Here is a 17,088-nt window from a genome sequence, read left to right as displayed (position 1 = left end):
TCCGTCGCCGTAGACTTCACGCGTGGCAGGACGGATCAACGACGAGGACGTGAAGGCGGTACGGGACGCGGTCCCGATCGACGCCGTCGTCTCGGAGTACCTCCAGCTGCGCAACGCGGGCGGCGGCAACCTGAAGGGGCTGTGCCCGTTCCACGACGAGAAGTCGCCGTCCTTCCAGGTCAGTCCGAGCAAGGGGTTCTTCCACTGCTTCGGCTGCCAGGAGGGCGGCGACACCATCACGTTCGTGATGAAGATCGACCACCTCACCTTCTCGGAGGCGGTCGAGCGCCTGGCCGGCCAGGCCGGCATCACCCTGCGCTACGAGGAGGGCGGGTACAACCCCTCCCACCAGCGCGGGGAGCGCATCCGCCTGGTCGAGGCCCACAAGATCGCCGCGCAGTGGTACGCGGAGCAGCTGGCGACCGGCCCCGAGGCGGACACCGGCCGGGCCTTCCTCGCCGACCGCGGTTTCGACCAGGCCGCCGCCGAGCACTTCGGCGTCGGTTACAGCCCCCAGGGCTGGGACCACCTCACCCGCTACCTGCGCGGCAAGGGCTTCAGCGACAAGGAGCTGCTGCTCTCCGGCCTCTCCCAGGAAGGCCGCCGGGGCCCCATCGACCGGTTCCGCGGCCGCCTGATGTGGCCCATCCGCGACATCGGCGGCGACGTCGTCGGCTTCGGCGCCCGCAAGCTCTACGAGGCGGACAACGGCCCGAAGTACCTGAACACCCCCGACACGGCGATCTACAAGAAGTCCCAGGTCCTGTACGGCATCGACCTGGCCAAGAAGGACATCGCGAAGGCGTCCCGGGCCGTGGTCGTCGAGGGCTACACCGACGTCATGGCCTGCCACCTCGCCGGGGTCACCACCGCCATCGCCACCTGCGGCACCGCCTTCGGCGGCGACCACATCAAGATCCTGCGCCGACTGCTGATGGACAACGGCTCGGCCCGCGTGATCTTCACCTTCGACGGCGACGCGGCCGGCCAGAAGGCGGCCCTGCGCGCCTTCGAGGACGACCAGAAGTTCGCCGCCGAGACCTACATCGCCATCGCCCCCGACGGCATGGACCCGTGCGACCTGCGCCTGGCCAAGGGCGACGACGCGGTCGCCGACCTGGCCGAGCCGCGCACCCCGCTCTTCGAGTTCGCCCTGCGCCAGATCGTCTCCCGCTACGACCTGGACACCCCGGCCGGCCGCGCCTCGGCCCTGGACGAGGCCGCCCCCGTCGTCGCCCGGATCAAGAACAGCGGCGCCCAGCACGAGGTCGCCGTGCAGCTCGCCGGGATGCTCGGCATCCTCGACACCCAGTTCGTGGTCAAGCGGATCGCCCAGCTGGCCCGCTGGGCCCGCGACCGCGGCGGCAAGGGCCCCGTCCCCGACCCGCGGCAGCGCGGCGGCGCCCCGCAGCAGCACGCCGGACCGGCGCGGAACACTCCCCGGGGCCCCGCCCTCAACCTCCGCAACCCGGTCTTCGCCACCGAACGCGAGCTGCTCAAGCTCGCCCTCCAGCGCCCCGAGCTGGTCTCCCCGGCCTTCGACGCGTACGGCGTCGACGAGTTCACCGCCCCGCCCTACGCCGCCGTACGCGAGGCGATCATGGAGGCGGGCGGCGCCGAGTTCGGCGTCCAGGACCCGCAGGACTACCTGGTCCGGGTCCGCGAGGCCGCCCCCGACGACGCCGTCCGCGCCATGGTCACCGAACTCGCGGTCGAGGCGATCATGCTGCACCGCGGCGTGAAGGGCGTCGACGAGATCTACGCGGGCGCCCAGCTCGTCACGGTCCGCCGCCGCGCCGTCGAGCGCCGCATCCGCGACATCACCGGCCGCCTCACCCGCCTCTCCGGCCACGGCGACCCCGCCGAACTGGCCGCCGTGCAGAACGAGCTGTGGATCCTCCAGCAGTACGACCAGAACCTCCGCGAACACGGCGCCGCCGCCCTCTAGGACCGGCCGGGGAACACCCGCGGGTAACCCGTCGGTCACGGGCCGGACGCAAAAAGTCACCGCACGCCCCTCGTGGCGGTGATGTGTCGTACCCCACACTGGGGGGCGGTACCTGAGTGCACGCGTGCGAGGCGGACGGCGGTGAGCGAGCCGGCTCCGCCCCCGTCGTACCGCCGCCGGCCCCCGCCGGCCGCGTCCATCCTGGAGGTCGCCCCCGTGCAGACCCGGACCCTCACCCAGACCGACACCGGTACCGGCGGCGCGCAACCGGGCGCGGAGCGCGGTGTGCTCGTCGCGATGCCCGGACAGCCCGGTGCCGGGGCGGCCGGGCACCACCCCGGCGCCCCCGCGGACGTGCCCGAGCCCCCGGAACCGCCGCCGCCCACCCGTACCGAGTCCGGCGGACCCTCCTCCGACCTGTTCCGGCAGTACCTGCGCGAGATCGGGCGGATCCCGCTGCTCAGCGCGGCCGAGGAGGTCGACCTCGCCCGGCGCGTGGAGGCCGGGCTGTTCGCCGAGGAGAAGCTGCGGCGCAGCCCCGGCCTGGACGACCGTCTCGCCCTCGACCTCGACCGGCTCGTCGTCATGGGCCGCGTCGCCAAGCGCCGCCTGATCGAGGCCAACCTGCGGCTCGTGGTGTCGGTGGCCAAGCGGTACGTCGGCCGCGGGCTGACCATGCTGGACCTGGTCCAGGAGGGGAACCTGGGCCTGATCCGGGCGGTCGAGAAGTTCGACTACGCCCGGGGCTACAAGTTCTCCACCTACGCCACCTGGTGGATCCGCCAGGCCATGTCCCGCGCCCTGGCCGACCAGGCCCGCACCATCCGCGTCCCCGTGCACGTCGTGGAGCTGATCAACCGGGTCGTCCGCGTCCAGCGCCGGATGCTCCAGGAACGCGGCTACGAGCCGACCCCGCAGGAGGTCGCCGCCCACCTGGACCTGGCCCCCGAGCGCGTCGGGGAGGTGCTGCGCCTGGCCCAGGAGCCGGTGTCCCTGCACGCCCCGGTCGGCGAGGAGGACGACGTCGCCCTCGGTGACCTCATCGAGGACGGCGACGCCGCCAGCCCCGTCGAGTCGGCCGCGTTCCTGCTGCTGCGCCAGCACCTGGACGCGGTGCTCTCCACCCTCGGCGAACGCGAACGCAAGGTCGTCCAGCTCCGCTACGGCCTGGTCGACGGCCGCCCCCGCACCCTGGAGGAGATAGGCCGCCTCTTCGGCGTCACCCGCGAACGCATCCGCCAGATCGAGTCCAAAACCCTCAACAAACTCCGCGACCACGCCTACGCGGACCAGCTGAGGGGCTACCTGGACTGAGCAACGCCGCGCCGCCGGGGCGGCACGGGTGGGCCCGGCGGCGCAACGACGCCGGGCAACGCCTCACCCCACCTCAGCCACGGCCTCCGCGAACTGCGCCTTGTACAGCCGCGCATAAGCCCCGTCCGCGGCCAGCAGCTCCGCATGCGCCCCCTGCTCCACGATCGCCCCGTCCTCCATCACCAGAATCGTGTCCGCGTCCCGGATCGTCGACAGCCGGTGCGCGATCACGAACGACGTCCGCCCGTGCGCGAGCTTCGCCATCGCCTTCTGGATCAGCACCTCCGTGCGCGTGTCCACGGACGACGTCGCCTCGTCGAGGACCAGGATCACCGGGTCGGACAGGAACGCCCGCGCGATGGTGATCAGCTGCTTCTCACCCGCGCTCACCCCGGTGCCCTCGTCGTCGATCACCGTGTCGTAGCCGTCGGGCAGCGTCCGTACGAACCGGTCGGCGTGCGCGGCCCGCGCGGCCTCCTCGATCTCCCCGCGGGTGACCTCCCGCGAGGCCCCGTACGCGATGTTCTCCGCGATGGTGCCGCCGAACAGCCAGGTGTCCTGGAGCACCATGCCGATGCCGGCCCGCAGCTCGTCCCGGGACATCTTCGCGATGTCGACGCCGTCCAGGGTGATCCGGCCGCCGGACACCTCGTAGAACCGCATCAGCAGGTTGACCAGCGTGGTCTTGCCCGCGCCCGTCGGGCCGACGATGGCGACCGTGTGGCCGGGGTCCACCTTCAGCGACAGGTCCTCGATCAGCGGCTTCTCCGGGTCGTAGCGGAAGGACACGTGGTCCAGTTCCACCCGGCCGCGCAGGTCCTCGGGCCGGGCGCCTGGGATCGGGTCCTTCGACTGCTCCTCGGCGTCCAGCAGCTCGAAGACCCGCTCCGCCGACGCCACGCCCGACTGCACCAGGTTCGCCATCGACGCCACCTGCGTCAGCGGCATCGAGAACTGCCGGGAGTACTGGATGAAAGCCTGCACGTCACCGATGGACAGCTGGCCCGAGGCCACCCGCAGGCCGCCGACCACCGCGACCAGCACGTAGTTCAGGTTGGACACGCACATCATCAGCGGCTGCATGATCCCGCTGTTGAACTGCGCCTTGAACCCGGCCTCGTACAGCGCGTCGTTCTGCTCGGCGAACTGCTGCGCCGACTCCTCCTGCCGCCCGAACACCTTCACCAGCGCGTGCCCGGTGTACATCTCCTCGATGTGCGCGTTCAGCTGCCCCGTCGTGCGCCACTGCTGCACGAACTGCGGCTGCGACCGCTTGCCCACCCGCGTGGCCACCATGAACGACAGCGGCACGGTCACCAGCGCGACCAGCGCCAGGATCCAGGAGACGTAGAACATCATCGCCAGCACGCCGATGATGGTGAGCAGCGAGTTGATCAGCTGGCCCATCGACTGTTGGAGCGTCTGCCCGATGTTGTCGATGTCGTTGGTGGCGCGGCTGAGCACCTCGCCGCGCTGACGCTTGTCGAAGTACGACAGCGGCAGCCGCGACAGCTTCGTCTGCACGTCCTCGCGCAGCCGGAACATCGTCCGGTTCACCGCGCGGTTCACCAGCCGCGTGGCCACCGCCATCAGCAGCCCGGCCACCGCGAACGTCGCCAGCGCGAGGAGCAGCACCTCGCCGACCGCGCCGAAGTCGATGCCCTGGCCCGGGGTGAAGTCCGTGCTGCGGAGCATGTCGGCGACCCTGCCGTCACCGCGCTCCCGCATGGCGGCCAGGACCTGCTCCTTCGTGGCCCCGGACGGCATGTCCCGCCCGACGATCCCCGCGAAGACCAGGTCGGTGGCCCGGCCGAGGATCTTCGGCCCCACCACGTTGAGGCCGACGCTGACGACCACGCACGCCAGCAGCGTGAACAGCGTCGCCCGCTCCGGCCGGAACTGGGCGACGAGCCGTTTGCTCGACCCCTTGAAGTCCATCGAACGCTGGTCGGGGCCGCCCCCGGCCATCATGCGACCCGCAGGCCCTGCCATCAGGCAGCCTCCGCTTCCGTCAGCTGGGAGAGCACGATCTCCCGGTAGGTCTCGTTGTCCGCCATCAGCTCGTGGTGCCGGCCCACGCCGACCACCCGCCCCTCGTCCAGCACGACGATCCGGTCCGCGTCCCGGATGGTCGCCACCCGCTGCGCCACGATCACCACGGTCGCCTCGGCCGTCTCCCGGCTCAGCTCGGCCCGCAGCGCCGCGTCGGTGGCGTAGTCGAGGGCGGAGAAGGAGTCGTCGAAGAGGTAGATCTCCGGGCGCTGGACCAGCGTCCGGGCGATGGCGAGCCGCTGGCGCTGACCGCCCGACACATTGGTGCCGCCCTGCGCGATCGGCGCGTCGAGCCCGCCCTCCAGCTCGGAGACGAAGTCCTTGGCCTGCGCCACCTTCAGCGCGTGCCACAGCTCCTCGTCCGTGGCGTCCGGATTGCCGTAGCGCAGGTTGCTCGCCACGGTGCCGGCGAAGAGGTACGGCTTCTGCGGCACCAGGCTCACGAGCTTGGCCAGGGTCTTCGGGTCGACGGTCCGCACGTCCACCCCGTCGACCAGCACCTGGCCGTCGGTGGCGTCGAAGAGCCGCGGGACCAGCCCCAGCAGCGTCGACTTGCCGCTGCCGGTCGAGCCGATGACGGCGGTCGTCTCGCCCGGCTTGGCCACCAGGTCGATGTTCCTGAGCACCGGCTCCTCGGCCCCGGGGTAGCGGAAGCCCGCCTCCCGGATCTCCAGGTGCCCGTGCCGGCGCAGCTCGGTGACCGGCGCCACCGGGGGCACCACGCTGCTCTCGGTCTCCAGGACCTCCTGGATGCGCTCGGCGCACACCTCCGCGCGCGGCACCATCATGAACATGAAGGTGGCCATCATCACGGACATGACGATCTGCATGAGGTAGGCGAGGAACGCGGTCAGGTCGCCGATCTGCATCCCGCCGCTGTCGATCCGGTGGGCGCCGAACCACACCACCGCGATCGACGACAGGTTCACCACCGTCATGACCACCGGGAACATCAGCGCGAGCAGGTTGCCGGTGCCGAGGGCCACCTCGGTCAGTTCGGTGTTGGCCTTCCGGAAGCGCTGCTGCTCGTACTCGTCGCGCACGAAGGCGCGGATGACGCGGTTGCCGGTGATCTGCTCGCGCAGCACCCGGTTCACCGTGTCCAGGCGCACCTGCATCTTCCGGAACAGCGGGCGCAGCTTCCGCACGATCAGCGTGACGCAGATCGCCAGCACCGGCACGACCCCGAGCAGCACCCCGGACAGCGGTACGTCCAGCCCGAGCGCCATCACGATGCCGCCCACGCACATGATGGGCGCCGACACCATCAGCGTGAACGTCATCAGGGCCAGCATCTGGACCTGCTGCACGTCGTTGGTGGTCCGGGTGATCAGCGAGGGCGCGCCGAAGTGGCCCACCTCGCGCGCCGAGAAGGACTGCACCCGGTCGAAGACGGCACCCCGCACGTCCCGGCCGAGGGCGGCCGCGGTGCGCGCGCCGTAGAAGACGGCACCGATGTTGCAGACCACCTGGGCCAGCGAGATGCCGATCATCAGGGCGCCGTAGCTCAGGATGTAGCCCGAGTCACCCTTCACGACGCCTTCGTCGATGATGTGCGCGTTCAGGGTGGGCAGGTACAGGGAGGCGCAGGTCTGCAGGAACTGCAGCGCCACCAGCAGGGCGATGGGTTTCTTGTAGGGCCTGAGATAGGTCCGCAGTAGTCGTATGAGCACGCTTGGTCTCTCGGAGTCGGCGACAGGGGCCGCGGTTGGTTGCCCCTGGCCCCTATCGTCGAACACTCCACCCGCGTTACCTCAACCGATTAACCCAAGAGCACGGCAAATTCCGGCCTACGGGCGGTACGCCTGCGCTTCACAGCGCGCCCGGGTGCGTCTGCTCGCGCACCGACACGTACTGCTGGCGCACCGCCTGCCCCACCGCCAGCTCCTCGCCCGGCTCCAGGACCTGCGCGACCGCGCCCTGCCAGACCGGGGGAGTGCGCGGATCCAGCGTGCCCTGGGAGACGCCCAGCGCCCAGGCCGCCTGGCGGGCCGAGCCGATCGCCGCGTAGTCCGCGGGCTGCGGCACGACGACCTGCGTCCCGAACAGCGCCGGCGCCGCCGCCTGCACGGCCGGCAGCTCGGCCGCCGCGCCGAGCAGGAAGACCCGCCGCACGTCCACGCCCCGGCCGCGCAGCACGTCCAGGGCGTCGGCGAGACCGCACAGCATCCCCTCGAACGCGGCCCGCGCCAGGTGCTCCGGCCGCATCGACTCACGCCGGAGACCGGCCAGGGTTCCGGCGGTGTGCGGCAGGTTCGGCGTCCGCTCACCCTCCAGATAGGGGAGCAGCACCAGCCCGTGCGATCCGGGCGTCGACTTCATGGCCAGCTCGGACAGGCTCTCCAGGTCGGGCATCCCGAGCAGTTCGGCGGTGCCGCGCAGGGCCCGTACGGCGTTCAGGGTGGTGACGACCGGCAGGTGCATGCCGGTGGCGTCCGCCAGGGCGGTGATCATCCCGGACTGGTCGACGAGCGGCTCGGTGTGCACGGCCATCACGGACCCGGACGCGCCCAGCGACACCACCGCGTCACCGAGGCCGATCCCGAGCCCGAAGGCGGCGGCCTGGGTCTCGCCGGTCCCGGCGGAGATCAGCAGCCCCTCCGGCGTGGTGCCGGCCGCGTCGGCCGGGCCGATCACCTCCGGCAGCACCGCCTGGTGCCCGAGCGCCAGCTCGACCAGATCCGGCCGGTAACCGCCGGTCGCCGCCGACCAGTACCCGGTGCCCGACGCCCCGCCCCGGTCGGTGGTCCGCCGGGCCGGCCGCCCGAGCAGCTGCCACACCAGCCAGTCGTGCGCCTGGAGCAGTACGGCGGTCCGCGCGGCGGCCTCCGGCTCGTTCCGCGCCAGCCAGCGCAGCTTCGTCACGGGCTGCCCGGCCTGCGGCACGGTGCCCACGGACTGCGCCCACACCTCACGCCCGCCGAGCGCGTCGATCAGGTCGGCCGCCGCGACCTGGGAGCGCTTGTCGCCGCCGACCATGGCCGGGCGCACGGTGTTGCCCTGCGCGTCCAGCGGCACGACCGAGTTGGCCTGCGCCGAGACGCCGATGGCCTGCACGCCCTCGAGGAGCCCGCCGCCGGCCGCCTCCCCGAGGGACAGCAGCCAGGCCTGCGGATCGACGTCCGCGGGCCGGCCCCCGCCCTCGGGGCTCTCCAGCGGGTGCGGTGCGTAGCCCTGGCGCAGCACGGCACCCGTGTCCGAATCGCAGACGACGATACGAGTGAAATCGGGCGAACTGTCCAACCCGGCGACTATCCCCATACCCGAAATTCTGCCGCACCGGCCACGGTGCCCGTACCGGGACCTCAGGTGTTGCTGGTGCCCCAGTCGTCGGGACCGCTGCCGTTGCTGCCGCGTTCCCGCAGCGAGCGGACCCGGTGGGCCACCGAGTCGGGCATCCGGTCACCGACCTTGTCGCTCACCACGTGGTACGCCTTGTCGGCGAAGTGCCTGCCCTGCTGGGCCGCGGACTCCGCGGTGTTGCGCACGGCCGGGTTCTGCGCGACCTGCTGCGCGGACTTGCGCAACTGCTCGTAACGCTCCCGCCCGGCCTTCGTGCCGAGCACGTAACCCACCGCTAGTCCGACGACGAACGTGAGCCGGTAACGCATGGCGGCCACCCTTCCCTTCACTGGCTCCGGGGTGCTGGCGAGTACCGATTGGCGGAGCACCCCCCTGCTTGCGCTAATGTATGTGTCGCAGCGAGCGCGCGCCCCCTGGCGAATACCCAGGAAGACGCGTTCGATGCGACACCGACATTCCTCGGTAGCTCAATTGGCAGAGCAGCCGGCTGTTAACCGGCAGGTTACTGGTTCGAGTCCAGTCCGGGGAGCTCGGTCCTCCGTAGCTCAATTGGCAGAGCAGCCGGCTGTTAACCGGCAGGTTACTGGTTCGAGTCCAGTCGGGGGAGCACCGTGAACGAGGACCCTCCGGGGTCCTTTTTCATGTGCCCCCTCAGGCGTTCTCAAGTCCCGGGAACCACGCGGCACGCTGCGGAGTCTTCAAGGTCATGAAGGCAGCCGTGGAAGCCGACCATCCGAGGCAGGAGATCGTATGAGCGGCTATGCTGCGGCAGACGGCGCGCACACATGTACGCGACACGCCGCTATGGGGCGGTAGCTCAGCCGGTTAGAGCAGCGGACTCATAATCCGTCGGCCGTGGGTTCGAGTCCCACCCGCCCCACTGTGCGCCTGACCGCACGAACGTTCTCGCCTGCCCGGGAGCCCGCACCGTCGTGAGGCAGACGTCAGTCGGCGGTCGGTGCCCCGCGGCAGGAAGGCCACCACGTAGCCCGACGTGGTCCGGCAGAAGGCGCTGAGTGATCTAAGGGCCTTCCGGCTTCTCCTCGACGTCGTCCTCGCGTTCGCCCTCCGCCTGGGAGGGAGTGGTGTGCGGCACGTCCGGGGTGTCCGGTTCGTCGTCGCGTTCGCCCTCGGCCTGGGACGGGGTCGGCTCGCTCATCGTGGTACCTCCTCCTGCGGGGCGGTCAGGGGACGGGTACCCCGCCCGGGAGACCGGCACCCTCCCCTGGAGCGGCGCCCACCACGTGACCGTCGTCCCGCCCCCGTCGTGTCCCTCGCCCTCGCCCTCGCCGTCGTCGACGACCCGCAGGCGCACGCCGTCCCGGCCCCGCGGCGAGGGGGCCGGCACCTCCACGGTGACCTCGACGCGGGAGACGCCCGGGCGCGCGGACGCGTCGGCCAGGGCGTCGCGCAGGGCGGAGAGCAGGCGGTCGGCGACCCGGTCGGGCACCCGGGTGTCGACGGCACCCCTGAAGTGCGTCGACGGGGCGACACCGAGCCGGGCGGCGGCGGAGGCGGTCTCCCGCAGGACCCGGCCGCGCAGGCCCGTCGGAGGGCCGGCCGGGGGCTGCTGGAGGGTGAGGATCGCGGTGCGGACCTCACGGACCGTGGAGCGCAGCTCGTCCACCGCACGGCCGAGGAGGTCGCGGACGTCGTCGGCACCCGGCCGGCGCTGGGTGGACTCCAGCATCATGCCGGTGGCGAACAGCCGCTGCACCACCAGGTCGTGCAGGTCGCGGGCGATGCGGTCGCGGTCCTCGTAGACCGCCAGCCGCTCCCTGCCGCGCCGGGCGTCGGCCAGGACGAGGGCGAGCGCCGCCTGCGAGGCGAACTGCGTCGCGAGCAGCCGTTCCAGGTCCGTGTACGGCCGCCCGCCGCGCCGGCGGGGCAGGGCGAGGGTGCCGATGAGCCGGCCGCCCGCCCGCAGGGGCAGCATCATGCTCGGCCCGAACCGGATCCGCACATGGGTCGTCATCCGGGGATCGGTCGCCGAGTCGTCGATGAACACCGGCTCGCCGCCCAGCAGTTGTTCCAGCACGGGGCTGCCCGGCGCGATGGTCGCGCCGACCATGCCGTCCGGGTCGTCGGGCGTCGAGGCGGTCACGATCGCCATGCCGCCCTCGGCGGTCGGATGCAGGATGACGCCCGCGGAGGCCCCGGCGAGCAGCCGGGCCCGTTCGGCCACCGTGGTCAGCGCGTCGTCGGCGCCCTCCTCGGTGAGCAGCGCGGTGGTGACGGCCGCCGCGCCCTCGATCCAGCGCTCGCGCTGCCGGGCCGTCTCGTACAGCCGGGCGTTGCCGATCGAGACACCGGCCTGCGTGGCCAGGACCCGCAGCAGCTGCTCGTCCTCGACGGTGAACGGGGCGGCGCCGGGCCGTCCGGCCAGCCGCAGCTCGCCGAACTCCTCGTCCCGCACATGGATCGGCACCCGCAGCAGGGGCGCCGTCTCCGGTACGGGACCCGGGCCGGGGGAGCGGATCTCGGCGAAGCCGCTCTCGCCGGGGTCCGCGACGACCAGGGCCGCGCGGCCGGCGCCGGTCAGTTCGGCGGCGCCGTCCACGATGTGCCGCAGGACGGTGCGCAGGTCGAGGGCGGTGCCGACGTCCAGGAGGGCTTCGAGGAGACGGGTCAGTCGGGGCGCGGGCTGCGCGGTCATGCGTCCGGCTTCCTCGGCTTTCCTGCGCTTCCTCTGCTTCCCCGGCCCTTCGGCCGTCAGTCGGCGTCGGCGTCGGCGGTCGTCGGGTGCAGGACGAGCGGCTCGACCCGGCCCTCCAGCATGCTGCCGAGGCCCTGGACCGCGCACACGTCGGGCCGCTCCGCGATGTGCACCGGCATACCGGTGGCCTGGCGCAGCATCTGGTCGAAGCCAGGCAGCAGCGCGCTCCCGCCGACCATCATGATGCCGCGGTCGGCGAGGTCCGCGACCAGGTCCGGCGGGCAGTCCCGCAGCACCTTGCCGATGCCGTCGAGCACGGCCGTCAGCGGCGTCTGGATGGCGTTGCGCACCGTGGCGGTGTCGACCCGCACACTGCGGGCCAGACCGGTCGCCACGTCCCGCCCGTGGATCTCGGTGGACGCCGGCCCCTGCGGGGTCAGCCCGTTGCCGGACAGGGCGAGCTGGAGCGGACGCACGGACTGGCTGGGCAGCACCAGCTCGTGCTGGTGGCGCAGCAGCTGCACGATCGCGTGGTCCACGGCCTCGCCGCCCACCGGGATGCGCTCGGCGGCCACGATCGAGCCGAGCGAGAGCACCGCGACCTGCGTGGCGTGCGCGCCGCACACCATGATCATGGTCGCCTCGGGCTGCTCCACCGGCAGTCCGCAGCCGACCGCCGCCGCGATGAGCGTGTCCACCAGCTCCACGCGGCGCGCGCCGAGCCCGACCAGCGTCTCGATCGCCGCGCGCTGGGACAGCGGATCCGCGTCGTGCGGGGTGCAGACGGCGGCCCGCAGCCGGGGCTTGCGGCGCAGGGTGCGGCGGATCCGGTCGCCGAGCAGGTGGCGCAGCATCCGCTGGGCCATCTCGATGTCGACCACCGTGCCGCCGGAGACCGGTCGCACGACGCGGATGTAGCCGGGGGTGCGGCCGGTCATCTTCTCCGCGAACTCGCCGACCGCGATGAGCGCGCCCGTGCGGGTGTTGACCGCGGCGGCGGACGGCTGGTCGACGACGAGCCCGGCCCCCTTCACGTAGACGCGGGTCCGCGCCGCGCCCAGGTCGACGGCGAAGTGGCAGCGGCGCAGCGCCTCCAGACTGGCGGTACTGGCGGTCATGGCGAATCCTCCCGAGAGCGCGGACCGTGCGGAGCCGCCCGGTGGACGGCCTCCTGGCACCGATCGTGCGGCCCGTCGCGGGCGGGCGCCCGCTGGAGGGGGCCGTGCGGGGGGCCGCTGAACGGGGGGCGCGCGGAGCGTTCGCGGTACTCGGCGGCCGGAGGCACGTTCAGCGGTTCCCGGCGGCCGGAAGCAGCCGTTCAGCGGTTCTCGGCGGCCGGAAGCAGCCGTTCACCGGTTCTCGGCGGCCGTGAGCAGCGGACGCAGGTCCGGTACGAGGGGCACCCGGGCGTCCGCCGCGGCCAGCTCCCGCCGGGCCCCTTCGTCGCGCCCGTGGCCGATGAACGGCAGACCGATCACGCGGGCGGCGGACTGCTCGGCGACGGAGGAGCCGACCAGCACGCAGTCGCCGGCCAGGGCGCCGAGCCGGTCCAGCGCCCGGTGCAGGACGTCCGGGTCGGGCATGAGGCGGGTGAGGTCGGCACCCCTGCCGTGCACGTCACCCGGCAGCGCGTCCAGCAGGCCGCGTCGTCTCAGGTACCCGGTGACCGGCTCGGGGGCCCGGTCGGTCACCACGGCGGTGGGTACGCCGCAGGTGCGCAGCGCCCGGACCAGCCGGTCGGCGAGGGGCGTCGGCTGCGCGGTGCGGGCCGCCCGCGCCTCGTGCCGGTCGAGCCGTACCCGTACGGCGGGGGCGAGCCGGTGGCCGGCCAGCGCCCGGACGAAGTCGAGCGTGCCGGCGTACCCGTCCGTCGTGACCCGGGGCAGCGGGACCCCGGCCAGCGCCTCCTCGGGATCGCGCTCCTCGACGAAGAGCCGCGCGATGTCCAGGAGCACCTCCCGCTCCGCCGCCGGCCGGTACAGCCGGGCCAGCACGTCGTCGAAGCCGAGCAGCACACAGCGGGCACCGGCGATCAGGTCCGTGGGCGAGTACGCCGCGCGGCCGGACCGGGCTCCGGTGGCGCCGTCCGCCCCGCCGCCCGGCGCCGTCCGTGGGGCCTCGGCGCCGTCGACCAGGTGGTACCAGCCGGTGCCGTCGGGCAGCGGCCGGAAGAGGTCCGGTGGGAAGGCGGGCCCGTCCTGGCCCTCCTCGCACACCTCGTCGTAGTAGAAGGAGTCGGAGAGGACGACGACCGCCCGCGCGGGGGAGGCGTCCAGGACCGCGCCGGCCGATCCGGCGTCGGCGCGGCCCAGCGACTGCTCCCCGGTCCCGTCCAGCCGGAACTCCACCTGCCAGAACTCCACCCGCAGCCGCGGGCCGCCCCGGCGGGCCGGCCGCCCGGGGAGCCCCGTCACGGTCGCCCTCAGGAGCGGCGCGGCCTCCGCACGCGGCGCCAGCAGCACCAGCAGACCGTCGTGGTCGTCCAGGAGTTCGTAGGCGGCGCCGTCCAGGCCGCTGTCCGCCAGCAGGTCCGCGACCAGGGCGTGCAGGGCCGCGCGGGCGTCGTGGCCCACCGGAACTCCGGGGGTACCCGGGCCGTCGGCGAAGGCGTAGCGGGCGCAGCAGCGGAAGTCGGTGTCGAGGTCGTCGTCGCCCCCGTCCGCGTCCCCGTCCGCCTCCTGCTCCGTCTCGTCGGCCGCCGGCTGCCGGGAGGGTTCCCCCGCGGCGTTTCCCTCTTCCGCCCCTTCCTCCTCGGCCTCCGCCACGACCGCCGCCTCGTCCCCGGCCCGTGGCTCCGGCTCCTCCATGAGCGGCGTCCACAGGTCGTCCTCCGTGGGGAAGGGGCCCTCCGGCAGCTCGTCCGGCGCGGACACGGCGGACGCGGTGCCGTCCTGGTCGTACGGGCGCTGCCCGTACTCCGACCACGGCGCGTCGTCCGCCGGTGCGGTGTGCTCCTCGCGCAGCTCCCGGCCCAGTGCCGTCAGGGCCGGGCTGCGTCCGCCGGACAGCTCGTACTCCTCGTACACCTCCAGCGCCTCCTCGCTCCGGCCCTGGCGGCGCAGCGCGATCAGGTACAGGCGGCGGAAGTCCTCCCGGTGCGGGTGGGTCCGCAGCAGGCCGGCCAGTTCCGTGGCGGCCCGGTCGTACTCGCCCAGGGCCAGGTCGAGTTCGGCGCGCCTGGTGTGCAGGGCGAGCCGCAGCCGCAGCAGCCGGGTGCGGGCGGTGCGGGCGGCGGGGCCGGGCACGTCCGCCAGCGGCTCGGAGCCGTGCCACAGCGCCAGTGCCTCGGTGACCAGGCCGTGGGCCTCGGTGAGCGCGTCCCGCAGACCGGCCGTGTCGGCGCGCCGCACCAGCTCGTCGCAGCGCACCAGGTCCAGGTCGTCGGCGCTGGTGTGCAGGGCGTAGCCGTGGGCGGACCTCGCGAGGACGCCCGGGCCCAGGGCGTCCGCCAGCCGCGTCGCCAGCCGGGCCACCTCGGCCCGCGGGTTGCGGGGCTCGTCGCCCGGGTCCCACAGCCCCCACCGCAGCTCCTCGTGCGTCACCGTGCGGCCGTGCTTGAGCAGCAGCATCGCGAGGAGCGCGCGCGCCTCGGGGGCGGGGCCGGACGAGCCGTCCGGGAGGCCGACCCGCAGCGGGCCCAGGGCGCGGTACCGGCGCGGCCGGTACGCCTCCTTCGCCCGGGTGAGCAGGTGCGGGTCCGCGAGCAGTTCGAGACCGCGGGCCTGTGCCTCCGACGAGGACGACATCAGCTGGTCGAAGGCGTGCGCGTAGTGGATGCGCAGGGCGGGGGGCAGCCGGTCCAGGCGGCGCGAGTCGATCGGGACGGTCGGGCGCGAGGCCCCCGACGTCAGCCGCAGCAGGACGTCGCACAGGGCGCGCAGGTCCGCGGAGCGCCTTCCCGGGCCCGAGGCCAGACCCGGTTCGAAGAGGCTGAGCCGGACCGTGCCGTCCGGCAGCAGGACCACCCGGGACGCCTCCAGGCCGCCGTGCGCGAGGCCCGCCCGGTGCAGGGCGGTGAGTGCCCGTGCCAGCTGCGCCCCCAACGACACCGTCAGCGGCACCGGCAGCCGCCGGTCGTCGGGCCGGGTGAGGGCGCTCAGCGCTATGCCGTCGAGGTGCTCCATGACGACGTACGGGACGTCGTCCTCGATGCCCGCGTCGAGCACGGTCACCAGGTTGGGGTGGGAGAGCCGCGTCAGCAGGCCCGCGTTGCGCAGGAAGACCTGGCGCGCGGCCGGGTCGGGGTCCGCGTCGTGCAGCCGGATCGCCACCGTCCGGTTCATCGGCGCCGGGTCCGGCGCCGTCCGCGCCGGTCCGGTGTCCTCCGCCAGCCAGATCCTGCCGGACGGGGTGAGCCGGCGCGTGGGCCGGTAGCGGGCGCCCAGGGCGGGCGGGAAGGGCGACGGGACGGCGGGCCGCTCCCGCACCGTCAGCTGCCGGGCGCTCTCCTCGCTGATCGCCGCGAACGACTCGCCGGCGTCGGCCCGCTCGGTGCCCTCGCGGGAGGGGATCAGCGCCCGGAACTCGCCGGGCGAGCGGCCCGCCCGCTCGTCGATCAGGCCGCCGGTGCGCAGCAGCAGTTCGTGGGTGCGGTTGCGGGCCGTGCGGGGCAGCCCGCGCAGGAGCAGCTCGCGCACGCCGGGGCGGAAGGCGTAGGAGCCGGGCGGCCCGGGGACCGTGGTGAGCAGTCCGCCGAGGATGACCTCCGCCAGGTGCTGGGGCCGCGGGTCCGGCTCCACCGCGGCCTGCACCAGCCGCATCACCGGCAGGTCGGGGCGGCCGAGCGCGAGGTGGCCGGCCAGCCGGTAGGCCTGCGGGGAGGCGCTGGCGCGGAAGCGCAGGACGAGTTCCTCGGCGGACAGCCGCGCGAGGTCGGTGCGGTCGTCGGCGTCGGCGGGCAGCGGGCGGTGCAGCGCGGCGGCGGCGCCCGGGTACGGGGTGCCGCCCGGACTCGCCACCAGCGCGGCCCAGTTGGCCAGCCACTCGGGCCCCGGCTCCAGCACGGGGACGTACGCCGTGCCCTCGGGGGCCCGGGGCGCGGCGCCGTCGTACGGCGTGAAGGTGAGCGAGGCGCTGGGCGCGGCCCGGTGCGGGGCGGACAGCCGGCCCGGCACCGGCGGCAGGGCGGTGTCCCGCCACAACTGCTCGGGCAGCGGCTGGAGCACGGCCAGCGGAGTGCGGCGCGCCCAGCCGCGCAGCGTGCCGAACCAGCGGGTGCCGGCCGGGCCCTCGCGCCACTGCGGTCCCATGCAGTCGCTGATCAGCAGCATGACCGTACGGCCGTCGGCGGGGATCTGGGCGCCGTCCCCGCGGACCGTGCCGTCGGGTTCCGCGCGGTGCAGGGTGACGGTGCGGAAGACGCCGGACTGGGCGAGTGCGGCGTGCAGTTCGCGGACCAGGGGCTGCCAGACGGGCATCGTGGGGCCCGCGTCGTGCACCAGGTGCAGGCGCAGCCACCGCTCCCGTACGGGGCGCAGTACGGGCAGCCACCACTCGGGTCCGGCGCCGAGGCGCGCGATGCGGTCGGCGGTCGCGGACTCGTCCACCTCGTGGCCGACGGGCGCGTCGCTGCGGCGCTTCAGCGGACGCAGGGAACGCTGCAGCGCCAGCGTGTGGCGCAGCATCGGCGGTGCGGGCGCGAGCAGGGCGCTGTGCGGCTCGGCCGTCGAGGTGCCCGGGGCCGGGGCCGGGGACGGCAGGCGCAGGGGGGTGCGGGGGACTTCGGACGGGGGAGGGGGTCCGGCCGGCCGGTTGCCCCGGGAGCGCCGCCCGGCCCGCTCCCGGTCCTGGTCGTCGGGCCGGCGCGGGCCCGCTC

The 17,088-nt window shown here is 73.8% G+C and carries 9 protein-coding genes and 3 tRNA genes; 5 read left to right on the top strand and 7 right to left on the bottom strand.

What is annotated here, in order from left to right; all coding sequences use genetic code 11:
• Positions 1 to 22: 22 nt before the first annotated feature.
• Together dnaG and BZZ08_RS27230 are read left to right on the top strand one after the other, a co-directional pair.
• On the top strand, positions 23 to 1,948 hold the full coding sequence (dnaG, locus tag BZZ08_RS27235; RefSeq protein WP_104634869.1) for a DNA primase: 1,926 nt from the start codon (positions 23 to 25) through the stop codon (positions 1,946 to 1,948).
• Between the two features lie 216 nt (positions 1,949 to 2,164).
• Positions 2,165 to 3,262, top strand: a complete 1,098-nt coding sequence (locus BZZ08_RS27230) for an RNA polymerase sigma factor (RefSeq protein WP_104634892.1) — start codon at positions 2,165 to 2,167, stop codon at positions 3,260 to 3,262.
• Positions 3,263 to 3,325: 63 nt separating this feature from the next.
• On the opposite strand, the gene BZZ08_RS27225 is transcribed toward BZZ08_RS27230, so the two are convergent.
• From BZZ08_RS27225 to BZZ08_RS27210, 4 genes are all read right to left on the bottom strand, one after another.
• A complete protein-coding gene (locus BZZ08_RS27225) occupies positions 3,326 to 5,254 on the bottom strand; it encodes an ABC transporter ATP-binding protein (RefSeq protein ID WP_104634868.1) in 1,929 nt (642 codons plus the stop codon).
• Positions 5,254 to 6,987, bottom strand: coding sequence for an ABC transporter ATP-binding protein (locus tag BZZ08_RS27220; RefSeq protein ID WP_104634867.1), 1,734 nt, complete (start codon positions 6,985 to 6,987; stop codon positions 5,254 to 5,256). The genes BZZ08_RS27225 and BZZ08_RS27220 overlap by 1 nt, the downstream gene beginning before the upstream one ends.
• A gap of 139 nt (positions 6,988 to 7,126) precedes the next feature.
• Positions 7,127 to 8,575 carry a xylulokinase gene (locus BZZ08_RS27215; protein WP_104634866.1) on the bottom strand — a complete coding sequence of 483 codons (1,449 nt, stop codon included), beginning with the start codon at positions 8,573 to 8,575 and terminating at the stop codon, positions 7,127 to 7,129.
• A gap of 44 nt (positions 8,576 to 8,619) precedes the next feature.
• Positions 8,620 to 8,925 (bottom strand): YtxH domain-containing protein, encoded by a 306-nt coding sequence (locus tag BZZ08_RS27210; protein WP_016326153.1) that lies wholly within the window; start codon positions 8,923 to 8,925, stop codon positions 8,620 to 8,622.
• Positions 8,926 to 9,073: 148 nt separating this feature from the next.
• Here BZZ08_RS27210 and BZZ08_RS27205 point away from each other — a divergent pair.
• The 3 genes from BZZ08_RS27205 to BZZ08_RS27195 all read left to right on the top strand — a co-directional run bounded on the left by BZZ08_RS27205 (position 9,074) and on the right by BZZ08_RS27195 (position 9,497).
• Positions 9,074 to 9,146: transfer RNA gene (locus tag BZZ08_RS27205), tRNA-Asn, on the top strand.
• A gap of 5 nt (positions 9,147 to 9,151) precedes the next feature.
• Positions 9,152 to 9,224: transfer RNA gene (locus BZZ08_RS27200), tRNA-Asn, on the top strand.
• A gap of 199 nt (positions 9,225 to 9,423) precedes the next feature.
• A tRNA-Ile gene (locus BZZ08_RS27195) sits at positions 9,424 to 9,497 on the top strand.
• 141 nt (positions 9,498 to 9,638) lie between these two features.
• On the opposite strand, the gene BZZ08_RS27185 is transcribed toward BZZ08_RS27195, so the two are convergent.
• The 3 genes from BZZ08_RS27185 to BZZ08_RS27175 form a co-directional block, all read right to left on the bottom strand.
• On the bottom strand, positions 9,639 to 11,273 hold the full coding sequence (locus BZZ08_RS27185; protein WP_241965582.1) for a sensor histidine kinase: 1,635 nt from the start codon (positions 11,271 to 11,273) through the stop codon (positions 9,639 to 9,641).
• Positions 11,274 to 11,329: 56 nt separating this feature from the next.
• Positions 11,330 to 12,391 carry a rod shape-determining protein gene (locus BZZ08_RS27180; protein WP_104634865.1) on the bottom strand — a complete coding sequence of 354 codons (1,062 nt, stop codon included), beginning with the start codon at positions 12,389 to 12,391 and terminating at the stop codon, positions 11,330 to 11,332.
• Between the two features lie 231 nt (positions 12,392 to 12,622).
• Positions 12,623 to 17,088: SAV_2336 N-terminal domain-related protein (locus tag BZZ08_RS27175; RefSeq protein WP_241965581.1), on the bottom strand; the 4,466-nt coding region annotated here is incomplete at its 5' end.

It is taken from the genome of Streptomyces sp. MH60 (assembly GCF_002939385.1).
In the GTDB taxonomy this organism is placed as follows: domain Bacteria; phylum Actinomycetota; class Actinomycetes; order Streptomycetales; family Streptomycetaceae; genus Streptomyces.
This window is presented reverse-complemented; position numbering and strand designations above follow the sequence as displayed.

Bases quoted from the DNA above. Each gene is read 5' to 3' on its own strand.
- BZZ08_RS27225 (WP_104634868.1), bottom strand. From the start codon at position 5,254: ATGGCAGGGCCTGCGGGTCGCATGATGGCCGGGGGCGGCCCCGACCAG.
- BZZ08_RS27215 (WP_104634866.1), bottom strand. From the start codon at position 8,575: ATGGGGATAGTCGCCGGGTTGGACAGTTCGCCCGATTTCACTCGTATC.
- BZZ08_RS27210 (WP_016326153.1), bottom strand. From the start codon at position 8,925: ATGCGTTACCGGCTCACGTTCGTCGTCGGACTAGCGGTGGGTTACGTG.
- BZZ08_RS27185 (WP_241965582.1), bottom strand. From the start codon at position 11,273: ATGACCGCGCAGCCCGCGCCCCGACTGACCCGTCTCCTCGAAGCCCTC.
- BZZ08_RS27180 (WP_104634865.1), bottom strand. From the start codon at position 12,391: ATGACCGCCAGTACCGCCAGTCTGGAGGCGCTGCGCCGCTGCCACTTC.